At 29.6% G+C, this 17,644-nt stretch carries 14 protein-coding genes; 8 read left to right on the forward strand and 6 right to left on the reverse strand.

Translation table 11 applies throughout. The annotated features are described in order from the left end of the window. Positions 1 to 12 precede the first annotated feature (12 nt). Both manA and bhDAH_RS02005 read right to left on the reverse strand, forming a co-directional pair. The gene (gene manA / locus bhDAH_RS02000; protein WP_012422171.1) at positions 13 to 1,128 is read right to left on the reverse strand and encodes a mannose-6-phosphate isomerase, class I; all 1,116 of its coding nucleotides are present in this window, start codon (positions 1,126 to 1,128) and stop codon (positions 13 to 15) included. Continuing rightward, positions 1,125 to 2,993 (reverse strand): fructose-specific PTS transporter subunit EIIC, encoded by a 1,869-nt coding sequence (locus bhDAH_RS02005; RefSeq protein WP_012422172.1) that lies wholly within the window; start codon positions 2,991 to 2,993, stop codon positions 1,125 to 1,127. Before bhDAH_RS02005 ends, manA begins: the two co-directional genes overlap by 4 nt. Before the next feature lie 112 nt (positions 2,994 to 3,105). Here bhDAH_RS02005 and bhDAH_RS02010 point away from each other — a divergent pair, with 112 nt between their 5' ends. Genes bhDAH_RS02010 through bhDAH_RS07570 form a run of 3 tightly spaced genes read left to right on the forward strand, consistent with a single transcriptional unit; the run spans position 3,106 to position 5,380 of the window. After that, on the forward strand, positions 3,106 to 3,741 hold the full coding sequence (locus tag bhDAH_RS02010; RefSeq protein WP_043924434.1) for a hypothetical protein: 636 nt from the start codon (positions 3,106 to 3,108) through the stop codon (positions 3,739 to 3,741). Further along, positions 3,738 to 4,619, forward strand: coding sequence for a DNA/RNA non-specific endonuclease (locus bhDAH_RS02015; protein WP_012422174.1), 882 nt, complete (start codon positions 3,738 to 3,740; stop codon positions 4,617 to 4,619). The genes bhDAH_RS02010 and bhDAH_RS02015 overlap by 4 nt, the downstream gene beginning before the upstream one ends. Next, a complete protein-coding gene (locus bhDAH_RS07570) occupies positions 4,616 to 5,380 on the forward strand; it encodes a hypothetical protein (protein ID WP_012422175.1) in 765 nt (254 codons plus the stop codon). The genes bhDAH_RS02015 and bhDAH_RS07570 overlap by 4 nt, the downstream gene beginning before the upstream one ends. Positions 5,381 to 5,383: 3 nt before the next feature. Here bhDAH_RS07570 and bhDAH_RS02020 read toward each other — a convergent pair whose 3' ends face one another. Together bhDAH_RS02020 and bhDAH_RS02025 are read right to left on the reverse strand one after the other, a co-directional pair. After that, positions 5,384 to 5,980, reverse strand: coding sequence for a diacylglycerol/polyprenol kinase family protein (locus bhDAH_RS02020; RefSeq protein ID WP_012422176.1), 597 nt, complete (start codon positions 5,978 to 5,980; stop codon positions 5,384 to 5,386). Continuing rightward, the gene (locus bhDAH_RS02025) at positions 5,980 to 6,999 is read right to left on the reverse strand and encodes a peptidylprolyl isomerase (protein WP_012422177.1); all 1,020 of its coding nucleotides are present in this window, start codon (positions 6,997 to 6,999) and stop codon (positions 5,980 to 5,982) included. The genes bhDAH_RS02020 and bhDAH_RS02025 overlap by 1 nt, the downstream gene beginning before the upstream one ends. Before the next feature lie 145 nt (positions 7,000 to 7,144). On the opposite strand from bhDAH_RS02025, the gene bhDAH_RS02030 reads away from it, so the two are divergent. From bhDAH_RS02030 to bhDAH_RS02050, 5 genes are all read left to right on the forward strand, one after another. Then, positions 7,145 to 8,005, forward strand: coding sequence for a CheR family methyltransferase (locus tag bhDAH_RS02030; RefSeq protein WP_012422178.1), 861 nt, complete (start codon positions 7,145 to 7,147; stop codon positions 8,003 to 8,005). Between the two features lie 35 nt (positions 8,006 to 8,040). Then, complete coding sequence (locus bhDAH_RS02035; protein ID WP_012422179.1) at positions 8,041 to 9,189, forward strand: chemotaxis protein CheB; 1,149 nt, start codon at positions 8,041 to 8,043, stop codon at positions 9,187 to 9,189. A gap of 23 nt (positions 9,190 to 9,212) precedes the next feature. Next, complete coding sequence (locus tag bhDAH_RS02040) at positions 9,213 to 10,421, forward strand: TraB/GumN family protein (RefSeq protein WP_012422180.1); 1,209 nt, start codon at positions 9,213 to 9,215, stop codon at positions 10,419 to 10,421. Between the two features lie 39 nt (positions 10,422 to 10,460). Further along, a complete protein-coding gene (locus bhDAH_RS02045; protein ID WP_012422181.1) occupies positions 10,461 to 11,093 on the forward strand; it encodes an adenylate kinase in 633 nt (210 codons plus the stop codon). 65 nt (positions 11,094 to 11,158) lie between these two features. Then, positions 11,159 to 12,208 (forward strand): hypothetical protein, encoded by a 1,050-nt coding sequence (locus tag bhDAH_RS02050; RefSeq protein ID WP_012422182.1) that lies wholly within the window; start codon positions 11,159 to 11,161, stop codon positions 12,206 to 12,208. A gap of 2 nt (positions 12,209 to 12,210) precedes the next feature. Here bhDAH_RS02050 and bhDAH_RS02055 read toward each other — a convergent pair whose 3' ends face one another. Both bhDAH_RS02055 and bhDAH_RS02060 read right to left on the reverse strand, forming a co-directional pair. After that, positions 12,211 to 13,143 (reverse strand): GGDEF domain-containing response regulator, encoded by a 933-nt coding sequence (locus bhDAH_RS02055; protein WP_012422183.1) that lies wholly within the window; start codon positions 13,141 to 13,143, stop codon positions 12,211 to 12,213. Beyond that, complete coding sequence (locus bhDAH_RS02060) at positions 13,143 to 17,615, reverse strand: response regulator (RefSeq protein ID WP_420869285.1); 4,473 nt, start codon at positions 17,613 to 17,615, stop codon at positions 13,143 to 13,145. Before bhDAH_RS02060 ends, bhDAH_RS02055 begins: the two co-directional genes overlap by 1 nt. Positions 17,616 to 17,644 lie beyond the last annotated feature (29 nt).

Raw genomic sequence — 17,644 nt, forward strand, 5'->3', positions numbered from 1 at the left:
ACCAACATTTTACTATAAAGATAGTGCAATAAAAATTACTCCATTTCCACAAATTAATAATTCTTTACCACAATTCCCTATAAATACGCTTTCTCCCCTCTTAAGGCAAAATTTATTATTAATCTGAATTGCCCCATTCAAGACTAATAGTATCATTACACCATCTCTTTTAAAGCAAATCCTTCCATTTATATCTCTTTGAAATAAACTTAAATTAGTACCCGGCAGCTTAAATACATTAAAATCATTAATATTCTCACCCCTTAATAATGAAAACATTCCCTCTTCAAACTTACCAACCTTAAGCATTTCATCCTTGTCAATATACTTAGTAGTAAGACCTGCCCTAATCACATTGTCAGAATTAGTCATAAGTTCAAGACACTCGCCCTTAAGATAAGCATGAACTTCTTGACTCTCTGTATAAATCACCTCACCTGGATTTAATTTAAAAATATGCATTCCTAAAAATACCAAAAGACCAATATCTGCCCCATAAATCTTATAAATCTCATTAAACCAATAAGCTCTAAAATCATCTATGGAGCCTAAATTTTCTTTCACTTTATTAATAGCATCCTCAATGGCAAACTTTTGCAAACTAAATATAGTTTTTATAAATTCTTTATGTGTTGTAAAATGAAAATCTAATTTCAATTTTTTATATATACTCTCAATTTCAAGGAAAGGTAAAAATCCCTTAAGAGCATAAAAATCACTTAATGCATAAACAAGTTCTATCTTTGGATTTTCATCCTTATAAATTCTTTTAAAATCATTAATATCTATTCCCCTATCATTCTCAAGTTTAAAGCCCTTTAAAGCAATATTTTTTGAAGGATGTATTTGAATTGATAAAGGCCTTTGAGCTGAGAGCACCTTAAATAAAAATGATAATTCACTCTCACATCCCAAAAGATCTTTATGACTTTCTAAAAAATCACAAAGAGGAATGTACTGACCATCAACTACTATCTTACTAGAAAATGTCTTATGTGCTCCAAGCCACATCTCAGCTTTAGGCAACCCATCTTCCCTTTGTCCCAAAAGAGAGGGGATGAAACTAATTCCACCCCAATCATATTTCTTAATTTCATTTCTCATCAAAAATATATTATCAACGCTCATTTAGATGCCTTGACTTTTAAAGATTTTAAAAAGATAACCAAACTTGTTGCAACAGCAACTCCAACAGCTATTGCAATAATAAATCCCAATTTGTTATCAACCACAGGAAGAACTATTGGTCCTCCATGCGGAGCATGGTCTGCAACGCCTAAAAATGCCGCAATAATACTTGCAACAGCACCTCCAAGCACTATTGAAGGCAATACTCTTGCAGGATCACTAGCAGCAAAAGGAATAGCACCTTCGCTAATACCAATAAAAGAAATTAAGAACGATATTTTTCCAGACTCTCTCTCTTCCTCTTCAAATAATTTAGGCATAAGCAGAGTAGCAAGTCCCATAGCCATAGGGGGAACAGGAATAGCTGATGCGACCATACCCATTATTTGTGGAACTTGAGGAATCATACCAACACCAAAAAGGAATGCAACTTTATTAAAAGGCCCTCCCATATCAATTGCGACCATAGCACCAAGTATTAATCCAAGAAATAACTTCCCTACAATACCATAAGTTTCTGAATTATTCTGGAGCGATTTAAGACCATTCTCAAGCAATTCCATAAATTGGCCGATATAAATACCCCCATAAATCATGAAAAGCCCAATAATAACAGTACTGATTAACGGAATTACAAATATAGGCATCACGGGTCTAAGCCATTCAGGAATCTTTCTTCTTGCTATCCATCTAGCAACAAAACCCGCCATAAATCCTACAAGTATTGCCCCTAAAAATCCTGCCTTAACATCTCTGGCAAGAACACCCCCCACAAGACCTGGTGCAAGACCCGGCTTATCGGCAATTGCCATAGCAATAAACCCTGAAAGCACTGGCAACATCATACCAAAAGCCACAGCACCAATATCTGTGATTGTCTTATAAAAAGGATACTCATCAAAATTTGGACCATCAGAACCAATTCCTGCAAAGGATATTCCAAGAGCTATTAAAATACCACCACTTGCTACAATTGGAACCATAGGAGAAACACCGCTCATTAAATACTTATAAAAACCAGACTTACCCTTACCAGACTTATCTTTAAGAGTATGAATATTTTTGTAATGTAATACTGGCGCACTAAAGGCTTCTTTAATAACATTTCCTACATTATTGATAGTCTTTGCAGTTGAAACCTTATAAACTCTCTTTCCATCAAATCTCTCTTCATCAATATCCTTGTCCACCGCAAGTATTACAACATCAGCATCTTTAATATCCGTCTCTGTTAAAGGATTATCAATGCCAATAGAACCCTGAGTCTCAACTTTAATGTTGTATCCTTGTCTTTTAACCTCAACTTCAAGCTTCTTAGCAGCAATATATGTATGAGCAACTCCCACAGGACAAGCACACACAGCAACTACTTTTTCTAACTTAGAAGCATTTGAAGTATCATCTGTAAAAGTTTTATCGACATTTTCTATATAAGAATAAATTTCATCAGGACTATTTATAACCTTTAACATATTTTTAAAATCATCATTTTCGAATAATTTGGCTATGAAAGCTATTGACTTAATATGGGCACCACCTTGCTGGCTTTTTGACATACAAATTAAAAATATTAAATTAACAGGAGGATTATCATCAGACCATTTTATGCCATCACCTTTTATATAAAGCAATGAAATAAAACTTGAACTTACAACATCTCCTATAAAATGCGGAATAGCAACTCCATTTTCCCAAGATGTATCACCAATATTTTCTCTATCAAGTAAGCCCTGAAGAAATCTAGCTCTATCATGTGTATAACCTCTTTTACTTACTTGATCAACTAAAAAATTAATTGCCTCAGCCTTGGAACTTATTTCATTAGATACAAAAATAAGTTCCTTCTTTAAATAATTTAAAAACATAACCTCTAACCTCCTAAGTACTTAATTCAATTCTATCATAGTACAAACAACCTAGATTCCCCCCCTCTTCTTTATTTTCAAATTATTTTATATTATTTAAATTGATTTAATGATGAAAAAAATAATCGAATTTTATTTTTTACTGCTATGTGCCAGTTTATACTCTTCAAATAATGAAGTACAAAAGATAGATGAAACAAATAATAAAGAAAGTTTACAATCAACTAATCTTGAAAATAATTTTTTCTCAGTAGAGAGAGGATTTATATATTCAACAGGAACGGGGCTTGGAACAGGATTTTTTCTAAATTCAAAAATAAATCACATACTATTTAGACCCTATTACATATTTGCCATTAACAATATTGATTTCTTAGCTACTTGTATGATTCTAATGATTGAAGACTATAACATATCCAAAAAAGTTAAATATTCAAGCTCTTACATTGGCATAGGAATAAACTGGCATATTATAAATTTATCTAAAAAAATAAAATATTTATCTTCTACCATGGGTATTGGGGGACGATTTTACCTTTCAACAAACTTAATAGGAGATCTTAAATTTTATAGCAAATTACCTTATGTAATAGAGCCATACATATTCTTTGAATTCTCTACAAAAAAAGCTATATCTTATTTAAACATCTATTCAAAAATTGAGTGTTTATTTATTGATACATTCAATATTTCTTTTGATTTTGGTATTAGATATAATCTTAAAAGTAGCAAAGGGGCAAAATCATGAAGAAAAAGCTAAAAATTTTATTATGTTTTTACATATTAATCTTATTAGGATTTCTATTCTTATATCAAAATCCCAAAATCTTAAATAACATAAAAGAAATAGCTTCTAATTATTTAGAAAAACTCAAAGACAAAATTTACGGACCTGAAATTCCAACAGAACTAAAAGAAGAATATCTCTTACCAAAAGGATATCTTACTACCCAAGTGCTACATAAAAAATACTACTCTTTAGGATATGCTGAGAGTGCAAGACAATCAGAATGGGTAGCTTACCAATTAAAAAGAGAAATGGTTGAACTAGCTTTAACCTTGCTTAGAGAAAAAAAAATAACGAGAAGTAAGAAATTTTTTGAAGATAAAGATATTAAAGGAATCTCTCCTAAGCTAAGCGACTATATAAGGAGCGGATATGACAGAGGGCACATCGTCAGTTCTGCTGACATGTCTTTTTCCAAAGATGCAATGCTAGATACTTATTTCCTCTCAAACATATCTCCTCAACAAAGAGAATTCAATTCAGGAATCTGGCTTAAACTTGAACGCCTAGTTAGAAAATGGGCTATCTTAAAAGAAAAAATTTATATTGTTAGTGCAGGAATTTTAACAGAAAATAAAGGATTTATTGGAAAGAATAAAATTCTAATCCCAAAAAATTTTTATAAAATAGTGCTATCATTAAACAATAACAATTCTTATGATATATTGGCTTTCATTATTCCAAATGAAAAGGCCCAAGACTTAGAACTTAGAAATTATGTTGTAAATGTTAATTTAATTGAAGATAAAACTAAAATAGATTTCTTTGCGAAACTTGATGCTGGAATAAAAAAAGTAATTAAAATGAAAAAAGACCTATATTCTTGGGAATTTAAATGAAAACAATCTTTGCAAAATTAAACATTTTCCTCTTAATAACCTTTACCTTAGGCATTATTGTTATATCAATATTCATGTATCATATAAACTTTAATATAAAGTTTTATACCTATCTTATTAAAATCTATAATAAAAATTTATTGATTTTGATCAATACATTCTTTATCTTCAGCATTGGAATCATAGGATCCACTTGGACATACATCAATTATAAAAGAACAAATAACATACAATTCGTATTTTTTTATTGTTTCATTTGTTCTTTTATACTCGAACCTATTTCTATTTTCAAATATTATCTCTTAAATAATATATTAAGCTTAGAATTTTATCATTTCATGAAATTTTATCACTTAATAACCGTATTTTCATTACTAAATTTATTTTTTCTAAGCCTATACATATGTGATTTTCAAATAAAATCAATAACTTACACTATTTACTTAATTTTCACTTTTTCAATGATCTATAGCTCTTTAGTCCCTATTAATGCTTATGACCACACATATGATTTCCTCTCTTCAACAAAAAACAATAAATTTTATGTTTATTTATTCTTATTATTAATACCAATAAACTTTTTAGTAGCATGCTTAAAGAAAAAAAATCTAAGCTATCTCTTACTCTTTGTATCAATATTACTAATAGTATTAGGAATTTATCTCAATTCCATAGAAATACCTTATGCATTCATCCCAATCTTAATAGGAGTACCAATGTACTTAAAAGAATCAGGCAAACTTTTCTTCTATTGGCTATAAACCTTAAGAAATCAACACAAAAGATAAAGTCGATACGCCTACAGGCAAAAACAAATTATCGTATTTCTCAAAATCAAAAAGCTCTACAAGCACCGCTCCCATCCCAATAACTGATGCTAGTATAAAATTTGGGAAAAAATAATAACAAACAATAAAAGCAACCAAAAAGACAACAACACTGCCTGAGAATGTTTTATTATTTACAAGTTTAAAAGATGGAATTAGTTTACCAAAAAGACTTGCAAGACCATCTCCAAGACATGCAGAAAATATCCCAATATAACTAAAAGGCTCAGCTATAAGAAAATAAGTACAAAACATACTCACTACCAAAAATATTGGGGAGAGAGATATTCTGCACGAAGACACTTCTCTAGACTTTACTATTATTTCTGATATACCTTTAAGAAAAAATAAATTTATTTCCATGATTCTAAATATTTCCAAAATTAAGTATGCAAACAAAAAAAATAGGCTAGACGCAAGACCTATCCAAAAACTTACTTTATAAAACAATAAAAATATTAAAGTAGAAATATGAAAGAATTTTCTATAAATCTCATATTTAATATTTTCGTTACAAAAAACTTGATTAAACATTAATTAATTTTCCTTAAAATGATATTAAACTTTAAAAAAGAATTTGCCTTTATAATCTCATTAACGATCTTATCTCCATAAGCAAGACTTGGTGGAATTATTATAACCCTATCCTCCCCCTCACACATATCTGACAACATTATGTCCCAACCTTCAATCACTTGACCACTACCAACCACAAGCTCTATTGGTTCACCCCTGTCAATTGAACTGTCAAACTTTACTCCACTTAGTAAAAATCCCTCATAGTCTACTTTTAAAACATTGCCATTCTTAACATGCTTACCATTTCCTTTTTTATTTATCTTGTATAAGATACCACTTTTATCTCTTTGAAAATCTTTGTAATCTTGGTCAATTATTGCAAGCTGAGAAGCCATATATTTTTCAGCCTCTTCAATTTTTTTTGCCTCATAACTCTTTTTCAATTCTAAAAATCCTTCATTATCAACTTTAAAAGCTTTTGCATCCTCACCAACACGAATAATCTCAACTCTCTCTATTTTATCTCCTTGACTTATACTGCGAACCGTATCCATTCCCGAAATCACTTTACCAAAAATTGAATGCCTAAAATCAAGGTAAGTAAGATTATCTTTAAGCGTAATAAAAAATTGACTCCCATTAGTATCAGGACCAGCATTAGCCATCGAAACAATTCCTGGCTCATTATGACTCAAATCTTTATTGAATTCATCGGGGAAAACATAACCAGGCCCTCCAGTACCAGTTCCTGTAGGATCTCCTGTTTGAATAACAAAGTTATCAATAACCCTATGAAAAACAATATTTTCAAAATAAGGTCGATTTGTAACAGAATTTTTAATAGCACCCTCACTAAGACCAATAAAATTCATAACCGTTAGAGGTACAATTTTATAGTAAAGTTCAACTTCTATAGTACCTTTATTTGTCTCAATTAATGCAAATATTCCATCTCTTTCCATTAAACCTGTCCTTTTGCTACCACAAGCTACTAGCATTAATATCAATAAAAAATATAATAAATATCTACTCACAAGTGTATTCCTTAAGTTAACATTTAAATTAAGTTTCCGGCCCTAATTGTACAATTTTTTACAAAAATTGTACAATTAACTAGCAATTTATCATTATTAAGTAATACTATTTACTAAGATAATTAATAAGATTTGGAATTTATAAATGTTGAATATTAGTAATGAACTCCTTATGAAATTCTGTAATTTTATATATGAAAACAGCGGAATTCGATTTGATGAGAAGAATAAGGTTGTATTAAAAGGCAGAATTAATGATGCAATACATGAACTTGAAAATATCAATACTCCAAAACAATTATATGACTTAATAAGTTCTGACAAATTAAAAAAAGAATACTTCTTAGATCTAGTTACTACTAATCTAACACGATTCTTTAGAAATGAGGCTCATTTCTCAACCTTTGAAAAATTTATAATTCCAAACTTAATAAAGATTAAAACTCAAGAAGGCAAGAACAGAATTGTTATATGGTCTGCTGGATGCTCAACGGGAGAAGAACCGTATTCACTGGCATTTGTTCTTAAATATCATCTCCCAAAAAGTTTTGACTTTATTATTATCGCCTCTGATTTAAGTTTAAAATCTCTAATGATAGCAAAAGAAGGATATTACTCCGTACAAAAATGTGAACATATTCCAATGCAATATAAACAATACATTAAATCTCACATAGATGGTTATAGGGTAATAGAAAATATTAAGAAACACATACGATTTGATTATCATAACTTAAATTTTGAAAATGGCTTTTCAAATATTGATGTTATTTTTTGCCGAAATGTACTCATATATTTCGATGAAAAGTCTAAAATAAAGGTCTTAAAAAAATTTTACTCCTCTATGGCTATGAAAAGTTATTTATTTATTGGTCACTCAGAATCACTCTTTGGGCTCAATCTTCCTTTCAAATTTTTAAGAACACCTTGGGCCGTAATATATGAAAAGAATGATAACGGTATCCCAGAAAGAAAGTTTCAGTTCAAAAGCAGATACAAATTATGATTTGATACAAACAGACCCATAGGAGCAAAACAAAAATGCAAAAAAAAATTTATGTGCTCGTTATTGAAGCTTCTTCTGTTAATAGAAAGGTTATATCAGACATCATAAACTCATCTTTAAAACTTGAAGTTATTGCAACTGCAGCTAATACAGACTTTGCTCTTAAAAAACTTAAAAAACACCCAGATGTAATACTACTCAGCTTAGAAACAGAAACAATTCAAGAAATCGCTTTCATAAAAAAAAAGCAAAATATCAATAACAATCTCCCTGTCATTATCCTCTCATCAAATAAAGATATAGCAAAAAATGCTATCTTAAAAGGTGCTGACGACCTCATAATAAAAACCAATGATAAATTAGAGAGCATAAAAGATAAAATTATTGATTTACTCTCAGTTTACGGAAACAAAACTATAAAAAATAAAATCATAACTAACATCAACTCCACATTCAAAACAATCACGAATAATAGAATCGAAGAAGACAATCTAAGTACAACAGAAGCAACAGATAACAATTTGATAATTACAAAAAATAAAAATGAGACTAATAACCTTCATGAAGAAATAATAGATGAAAAGGCTTTAAAAAAACTTAAAAACAGAAAATTTGAAATAGTTGTTATTGGGATATCTACAGGAGGCCCTGCAGCACTAAAGGAGATACTACCAGAAATTCCTAAAAACTTTCCTGTGCCAATAATAGTTGTTCAACATATGCCAAAAGAATTTACAGCAGAATTTGCAAGAAATCTTAACAATATTTGCAACTTAGCAGTCAAAGAAACAAGTAATAAAGAAATACTCCAAAAAGGATTCATATACATAAGTTCTGGGGGATACCATACAAGAATTAATAAAATAAACGAAAACTATCAAATAGAAGTCTTTGACGCTGCTAATGTAAACGGACACAAACCCTCTATAGGCGTACTATTTAAATCAATATCAGAAAATGTAAAAGAAAAAGCAATAGCTTTAATAATGACTGGAATGGGAAGTGATGGTTCTAGAGAAATTGGAGACATTAAAAAAGCTGGTGGACTGACTATTGCACAAGATGAGCAAAGTTCAGTGGTTTTTGGAATGCCAAAAATAGCAATAGAAGAAAATAATGTAGACTATATAGTTTCAATAAGTCATGTGGTAAAATTATTAAAAGCCATCCTTATTGATGGTTAAATTTTTAAAAACAAGGATAACCTTTGGACATCAAAAAAGAGAACACTGAGGATTGCTTTTCACATGTCAGCACTCTTGACGTAGACCATTACAAAATATACATACTAGGAACAGCGCATGTATCAAAAAAGAGCTCACAAGATACAGCTACTTTAATTGAGACATTAAAGCCAAACTTTATTGCCGTTGAACTTGATGAGGCTCGTTACCACGCAATTCTAAAAACAGATGAAAATGAAAAATGGCGCAATTTAGACATATATAAAGTAATAAAACAAGGAAAAGCATTTTTACTAATAGTACAGATCATTTTAAGTAATTTTCAAAAAAAATTAGCAAAAGAACAAGGGATTAATCCTGGCGAAGAGATGAAAACAGCCATTTTAAAAGCTAAAGAGCACAATATACCGTTAATACTTGTAGACAGAAAAGTTGAGACAACCCTAAAGAGGGCCTGGAATTGTGTCCCAATTTTTGAAAAAGTCAAAATAATATCAAGCTTGTTTTCATTCTCAGACGTAAAAGTCACACAAGATGAAATTGAAAAACTCAAAGAACAAGATGTTCTATCAAATATGATGGGAGAACTTGCAAAAGAAATTCCTACTGTAAAAAAAGTTTTAATTGATGAGAGAGATGAATTTATAGCAAGCAAGATACTTGAAGGCTCAGGAACAATTCTTGCTGTTGTTGGTGCTGGTCATGTAAAGGGAATAATAGCAAATTTAAAAGAAATTAAAGAAAATAAAAAAATTATTAACATCAATGAGCTAAATACCATACCTAAGAATACTTTTTCCATAAGCAAATTAATATCTTACTTTATAGCAATCTCAATTGTTATACTAATGGCAAGCTCATTCTACTTTAAAGGCTTTGATTTAGCTTACAAAAATTTAAAGTTTTGGATAATATGTAATTCTTTATTTGCAGGTCTTGCTGCTCTTTTACTAAGAGCCAATATTATAACGATACTAACAGCATCAATTGGAGCTCCAATATTTTCCTTAATTCCATTTATTGGAACGGGTATGGTTGCAGGTCTTGTTGAAGCTTATATAAATAAACCAAAAATAAAAGATTTTGAAAATCTACAAGAAGATTTGAATAACATAAAAGGATATTTTAAGAACAAAGTTACAAAAATCTTATTAATAGTATTTTTCGTAAACATTGGGTCTGCAATTGGAACAATTGTTGGATTTCAATTCTTGTTAAATATTTTTAGCTAAATACCAAAAAGAAAAATAAAAATATACAGGAGTCACATTATGAAGCTTGTTTTTTTAGGGCCCCCGGGTTCTGGAAAAGGTACAATTGCCAAGATCCTCTCAAATAAATTAAATTACTATCATATCTCAACAGGGGATTTATTTAGAGAAAATATATCAAATGCTACACCTCTTGGTAAGGAAATCAAACAAATAGTTGAGAATGGACAATTAGTCCCCGACTCAATCACAATTAAAATTGTTGAAGATAAAATCAATACCCTTGAAAATAAGGATAATTTTATTCTTGATGGATTTCCCAGAAACATCAATCAAGCCAAAGCTCTAGATAAGTTCTTGAAAAATATTCAAATAATAAATTTTTTACTCGATGAAGAAATACTAATAAAAAGGCTTTCTGGCAGAAGAATATGCAAGTCTTGCGGAGGAATATTTAACATATACACACTTCCTACAAAAGAAAAGGAAATTTGTGATCTTTGTAAAGGTATCCTTTACCAACGAAAAGATGATACAGAGGGGTCTTTAAAAGTTAGACTTCAAGAATATCACTTACAAACAAAACCACTAACAGATTTTTACTCAAAAAGCAACAGGCTTAATAATATTAATGCATCAAAGGATATTGATGAAGTGGAAAAAAGCTTAATGGAAATAATATCAAAAAGTTAAATATTAATTTAAAATAATGCCAAATAATTTATTTTTTTTAAAAAAAAAGGTACAATACAGAAAATATGGAAGGAGATTTTATTACAGCAAGAATTTATATAATAAGAAGATCATTTATAGTGCTGATATTTTTACAGACCGTTTTAATCTATTCAAAAGAAAATCAAGACAAGATGGAATATTTTTATGCCAACTTTCAAACGGCTTACTATCCACCACATGCACTTGGAACTCGTGAAAGCAAGTTTTCGCCAAGTTTCATAACCCCTCAATTCAAATCAGTAGCACCAGAAAAACGGATTTCACCTAGTTCATGGGGAAGTGTCAAACTAATATCATACCTGGGCTACTATAAGTTCTTTAAACTCTTAGACAATCCCGATTCACCTTTACTTCAAAATAATGGAATAGATGTTGACTTAAACATTGGACTCTCACCCGTTGTTGCGCTACTTAAAGGAAAAATCAGTTTCACTCCCGTTGCATTTATCAATTTATATACAGGAATTGAACTTGGAATAGGTTGGCAAGGATTTGGTTTTAAGGGTATTGGGGTACATATTGGAAATGGACAATATTCAAGTAACGCTGAATTCTATTCTGAGATAACAATGGGAGGCAGACTACAATTTGATCTAAATGCCCTGATTGATGGGGACTGGACGCATGTTATTACAGTAGTTGGAAATAATATTCTGCATATAAACAATCCACATGCTAATGACAATCAGCTTTGGAAATACAAATCTGATGGAGGTAAAAATATAAATGGATTTACAATAAATCCTTATGCACTCTTAGCTTATAAAATGCCAATACCTCTTAATATAATTGGATTTTTATATGAAGGCCAAACATACATTGGACATGCAAGAAACGTAAGTACAGCACAAAATAAAGGATGGGGAAGTGATTTCTTTTATCATAATTTCTCCCTTATCTCAAAAGTTGAAATCATAGAAAATCTAACACTAGACATGCAATTTAAATTCTCAACAGCACCTATTTATACAGCAAACACAATGGGAATGGCTGACATCTCAAAAAGAATAAGTACAAATAATTCCTATATTTACTACGATTCTATTGGGTTCTCTTTAACTTATAAAATTTAACTTTAATATTTAAACTGATTTCGACCAGAAATCTTAGCTTCATATAATTTATCATCAGCAAGTTTAATAATATTAGTGAAATTGGAATCATGAGGAATTTGTTCAGCAAGACCAACTGAAACTGTCACAAATTTAGAAATACTACTGTGCTCGTGAACTATCTCTAAATTTCTAATATCTTCAATCAAAATACTAACAATATTAATCATTTCTTCCAAACTTTTATTGACAGAAAATAAAATAAACTCCTCACCACCATAACGAGCAGTATCTATATTATATTTAATGGCGATTTTATTTAAACTCCTTGCAATCAACTTAAGACATTCATCACCATTGGTATGTCCATAATTATCATTATATTTTTTAAAATAATCAATATCTAACATTCCCACAATGACGTTCCTTTTATGCTCCAAGGCTTGCATCCAAGACTTAGCAAATTTATCTGTAAAAAACCTTCTATTAGGAATTTGAGTTAGACCATCAATTCTTGCAAGATTCTTAAAATAATCCCTAAGTCTTTTGAGTTCAAGATGAGTTTTAATTCTTGCATCAATGATCCTGCCATTAAAAGGCTTTAGAATATAATCCACTCCACCAACATTAAACCCTTCAAGTTGAGCATCGGTAGAATCTCTTGAACTAATAAAGATTACAGGAATATCCCTAGTCTCAGGATCATTTTTAAGCCTTTTGCAAACCTCATAACCGCTAATATCTGGAAGCAATACATCAAGAAGGATTAAATCAGGACTAGCAATCTCAACTTGTTTTAAAGCATCAAATCCATTTACTGCAACTCTAATCTCGTAATTGTATTGCAATATATCTATTAATAAATCTAAATTCGTAGGCGTATCATCCACAAGTAGCAATTTTTGAGACTTAACTGAAATATCCTCAAAATTATCCAAAATCACACCTTTCATCATTACTTCTCTATATTACTAGCATTCATCATGCGTTTAACAATATTAGCACTCTCTTTAAAATTATATATCCTTAAATATTTAACAAGCGAATCAAATAATGTAATATTATCATCATCCAAACTATACCCTTTAAGAACCTCAATCACTTCCTTATATTCTTTTGGATTCCTATTTTCTATACCACTTAAAAGCTTTTGCATAAGACTTAAAAATTCATCATTGCTTTTAAATTTTAATTTCTCTTGATACTCAGTCTTAGTAACATCTAAAATCCTCTCCCTTATGTTCCCAACAAGTACAATCAAATCTTTACGTGCTTTAGAATAAAGCATTTTCAATTCATATATTGAACCTGTATTTATCTCAATCTGTCTAAAATGCTCAAATAAGTTACTACGCATATTACCAAGAGCTCCAGCAATTGAATGTGCTAATCCTTTTACTAATTCTACATTATTTAAATTAAAAGCCTCATCCAAATCACGTATCATATTATCGCTCATGTCAACAAATCCTCTGCACAAATCAACATACATCTCATATGAAATATTTAAATCTCTTAAAGCATTATTAACATCTAAATTGGGTATATCAGAAAATCCATATAACTTCTTGTCTGATATAATGTTACTATCTTCAACCTCAATATGTAAATATCTTTTTAAGATACACTTAATTGAGCTAATATGTATTGGTTTTGCAAGATAATCATTCATTCCATTATCTAAACATCTATCTTTATATTCTCTTAATGCATGTGCAGTAACAGCTATTAACACACATGGATTTAAATTATTTTGGCTTTCAAATTTGCGTATTTCTCTAGACACCGTAAAGCCATCACAACTTGGCATTCTTATATCAACAAAAGCAATATCATACCTATTAGTTTTTAAAAACTCAATAGCCTTAACGCCATCGTCCACAATATCAATAGAATCTTCTCTGACACCTATAACAATCAGAATATTTTTTAAAACCTTCTGATTAATTTCATTATCATCAGCTATTAAGATGCCAACATTATTTTTAAGCTTAAGAGTACTAGATTCACTTACTATTGGAATATCTACAACCGGACCATTTCTAATCCAATCAGAATAAAAATCCCACCTTTTAAAAGGTTTTTGCATATATTCATATTTGAAATCAATGCTCTCATCACTCTTTAAATAATAGAACACAAATACTATTCTTACATTAGAATTTAAATTCTCAATCCGATCAGCAAACTTAATACCTTCTTGTAATCCAAAATCATCAACATTTATAAAAATAAAATCATAATAAGGATATCTATAAAAAGTCTTATAAGCATCCTCATAAGAACAAAAATAATGTATATTATCCTTATAATCAAATATTTCACTTATTTCACTTAATACCTCAACGGTCTTTTTACTTGAAAATAAGCTTAAAATTTTTTTATCCTTTACCAATTGCAATTTTTTTAATTCTTTATCTTTAATCTTGTTACCTAAAACAAAAGGCAACATAAATGAAAAAGTTGTTCCCTTGCCTACTTCACTCTCAACCGTAATGCCAGGACCACCCATTAAACTAACAAGTTTCCTAGATATTGCAAGTCCAAGACCAGTTCCTTCATACTTTTTTGAATCAGAATCATCTTCTTGTTTAAATAACTCGAATATTACAGGTATATTACTCTCTTTAATCCCCTTACCAGTATCAGTCACCTTAAACTCAATAGTAATTATTTTATTACCATTATTATCTTCTGTACTGCATATCATTTCATAGTTTAAAACTATGATTCCATCTGTAGTAAATTTAAAAGCATTGCCGATTAAATTAATAAGTACCTTCTTAAGTCTAGCTCTATCCCCTATTAAGTAACTATCTAAATCTGATTTTGAATAAAAAATTAAATCAAGATTCTGTTTTGCGCTCTGAGACTGAAAACCCTTCAAAACACTTTCAATTTCATGCTCCAGATCTATTTCATTATTTTCAATATATATCCCATTCATGTCTATTTTGGAAATATACAATATCTCATCAATTAAAGAGAGTAATGAGATAGATGAATAATTTATCATTTGCACATACTCTTTTTGAATACCTAAAAGATCAGTATTCTCTAAAAGCTCAGTAGCTGCTATTATGCCATTAATGGGAGTACGAATATCATGACTCATACTTGCTAAAAAAATAGTTTTAGCAGCAATAGCATTCTCAATAACTTTTTTCTCACTTACTGCAGAAGAATACATTTTTTTCCTAAATCCTATCTCCTTCCAAAAATTAAGTAGAAAAAACACAAAAATAGTAAAAACAAACATACCAATGGTTAATACTGCTATACCAGACTTTTTGAGTCTCATATCTTTAGAACTCTCATGAACATTAAATACCCAGTCATCGAAATGTGATTTATTATTAACATTTGTACGGAATAAAACTTTTTGTATAATCCTTCTTAAAATATAATCTTGATTATGAACTGCAATATTTAAATTAAATGTTAGATCTAAGACAGTAAAAACTTTCTTAATATCCCTAATATTTAAGTCCTCAAAATTAATAGTAGCTGTATATTCATCACTAATAATCCCATCAACCTTGCCTCTATAGAGAAGGTCTAAAGCTTCTTTAAAACTATCCACTTGCACCAGTTGTGTTCCTATTTGGGTTTCCAATTTCTTAGTATACAAAAACTTAAGCACCGCAATACGATCAGATGATTTAGGAGTAAATAATCTAGTTTGATTTGAAAAAAGATGTAGCGGAATTCCTGAAACTGCTTTAATATTAAAAACAGAATTCGAATTTGTGTCATCCAAATTAGTAGATAATATATCCACCTTGCCTAATTTAATTAATTCTTCAACCTCTCTCTCATGCACATTGACAATATTGAAATCCAAATTTGTCAATCTTCTTATTCTCTTAATTAGCCACTCATTTACTCCTTTATAATTACCAGAATCAAAATAATCAATAGGATACCAATCTTTAACAGCAAGATTTAATTTCCTATTGCTTTGTAACCAAATTTTTTCCTCAATATTAAAGCTACTTCTATTTATGTCTCCATAATAATTATTTTGATAATCTTCAACCTCATCTTGCCCAATCCAATTCTTCTCTATTTGTAACAAAGTATCAAATAAAATGTTTGCTGTTAACGCATCAAGCATATACGCAAACACTTGCAATCTTTTACTATTAACAGCTAATACCAAAAACTTACTTTTATTTAAACTTGAACTTTTGAATTTCAATATATTATTATATCCGTGCATCCTTAATAAATAGCTTGTGGTTATTGAATTTTCTACAAATCCATATGAATGATTAACTATATCTGCAAAATTACTTACTATATCTGTATTTTTATCTAATTGCATACCATTTAAACTGAAATCAATAACTTGTGAATTTATGACCTTATTACTATTTTTAGCATTTGTAAAATATAAATTAAAATTAAGTGAGCATATTGGCGAGATTGCTTTATACTTTTTAGAATTTAAAATATTATCATCTTCAAGAATTCCACCCCAAACAGATATATCCTTATCATCCAGGCTTCTTTTAATGCTCTCCTTTGGAAATCCTATAAATTCAACTGAAAAACCATATTCTCTAGCAAGAGTATTCCATAAGTCAACTAAAATTCCTGAGAATTGACTTTTAGCATTAATAAAACTCAAAGGAGGATAATCATTATACATTCCAACATCAAGTTTCAATAAAAAATCTAACTCTTTAAAAGAAGCATATTCCTCTTTAGAGAGAGATTGCATATAACTTAAAAGATTAATATCTAAATCCTTTAATTGATTAACAGCATTCTTACTAATAGCAGCTCTTACGCCAAAACTATAAAAATATTCAGAATTAAAAATTCTCATCAAAGATGGGGAAAACAAACTATACCATACACAAGATAATGATTTATAACTTCCATATACTAAATCAATCTTATTATCTCTTAATGCTAAGAGTAATTTTTCAGTATCTGTAAATAAAAAAACATTATCACCATGACCATGAAATCTTAAAATATCTTCATATATAGTATTCTCTACAACACCTACGCGTAATTCATTTGAAAGGAATAAATTGGTAAGTTTTTTCTCTTTTTCTGAATTACAAATCAATGTAGTTACGCATTTGCCAATCTCATTTTTAAAATAAAGATATTCATTTAAGCCTGAATTATAAGTTAATCCCAAATAAACTACATCATCTTCAATTTTATCTTTATCAAGATAATCAATAGATTCTACACTAATATCATAATCATGATCTTGTGCCCACTTATCTAGAAGATAAAAAATAGTGCCACGCATCTTACCTTTTTGATTTTTATAATAAAGAGGATAATATTGATCTACAAGTTTAAATTTAAGAATTTGTTTAGCTGGCAAACTGATATGAGATAAAAAAAATAGAAATAAAAAAACACTCAAACCGCGCATAAGCCATGTTATATATTTATACATACAATGTATAAATCAAATGAAAACAAAAA

Source organism: Borrelia hermsii DAH (assembly GCF_023035675.1).
GTDB classification, from domain to species: domain Bacteria; phylum Spirochaetota; class Spirochaetia; order Borreliales; family Borreliaceae; genus Borrelia; species Borrelia hermsii.

What these genes read in the sequence shown, in the direction of transcription:
- manA (WP_012422171.1), bottom strand. Translation starts at nt 1,128, where the DNA reads ATGAGCGTTGATAATATATTTTTGATGAGAAATGAAATTAAGAAATAT.
- bhDAH_RS02005 (WP_012422172.1), bottom strand. Translation starts at nt 2,993, where the DNA reads ATGTTTTTAAATTATTTAAAGAAGGAACTTATTTTTGTATCTAATGAA.
- bhDAH_RS02010 (WP_043924434.1), top strand. Translation starts at nt 3,106, where the DNA reads ATGAAAAAAATAATCGAATTTTATTTTTTACTGCTATGTGCCAGTTTA.
- bhDAH_RS02015 (WP_012422174.1), top strand. Translation starts at nt 3,738, where the DNA reads ATGAAGAAAAAGCTAAAAATTTTATTATGTTTTTACATATTAATCTTA.
- bhDAH_RS07570 (WP_012422175.1), top strand. Translation starts at nt 4,616, where the DNA reads ATGAAAACAATCTTTGCAAAATTAAACATTTTCCTCTTAATAACCTTT.
- bhDAH_RS02020 (WP_012422176.1), bottom strand. Translation starts at nt 5,980, where the DNA reads ATGTTTAATCAAGTTTTTTGTAACGAAAATATTAAATATGAGATTTAT.
- bhDAH_RS02030 (WP_012422178.1), top strand. Translation starts at nt 7,145, where the DNA reads ATGTTGAATATTAGTAATGAACTCCTTATGAAATTCTGTAATTTTATA.
- bhDAH_RS02035 (WP_012422179.1), top strand. Translation starts at nt 8,041, where the DNA reads ATGCAAAAAAAAATTTATGTGCTCGTTATTGAAGCTTCTTCTGTTAAT.
- bhDAH_RS02045 (WP_012422181.1), top strand. Translation starts at nt 10,461, where the DNA reads ATGAAGCTTGTTTTTTTAGGGCCCCCGGGTTCTGGAAAAGGTACAATT.
- bhDAH_RS02050 (WP_012422182.1), top strand. Translation starts at nt 11,159, where the DNA reads ATGGAAGGAGATTTTATTACAGCAAGAATTTATATAATAAGAAGATCA.
- bhDAH_RS02055 (WP_012422183.1), bottom strand. Translation starts at nt 13,143, where the DNA reads ATGATGAAAGGTGTGATTTTGGATAATTTTGAGGATATTTCAGTTAAG.
- bhDAH_RS02060 (WP_420869285.1), bottom strand. Translation starts at nt 17,615, where the DNA reads ATGTATAAATATATAACATGGCTTATGCGCGGTTTGAGTGTTTTTTTA.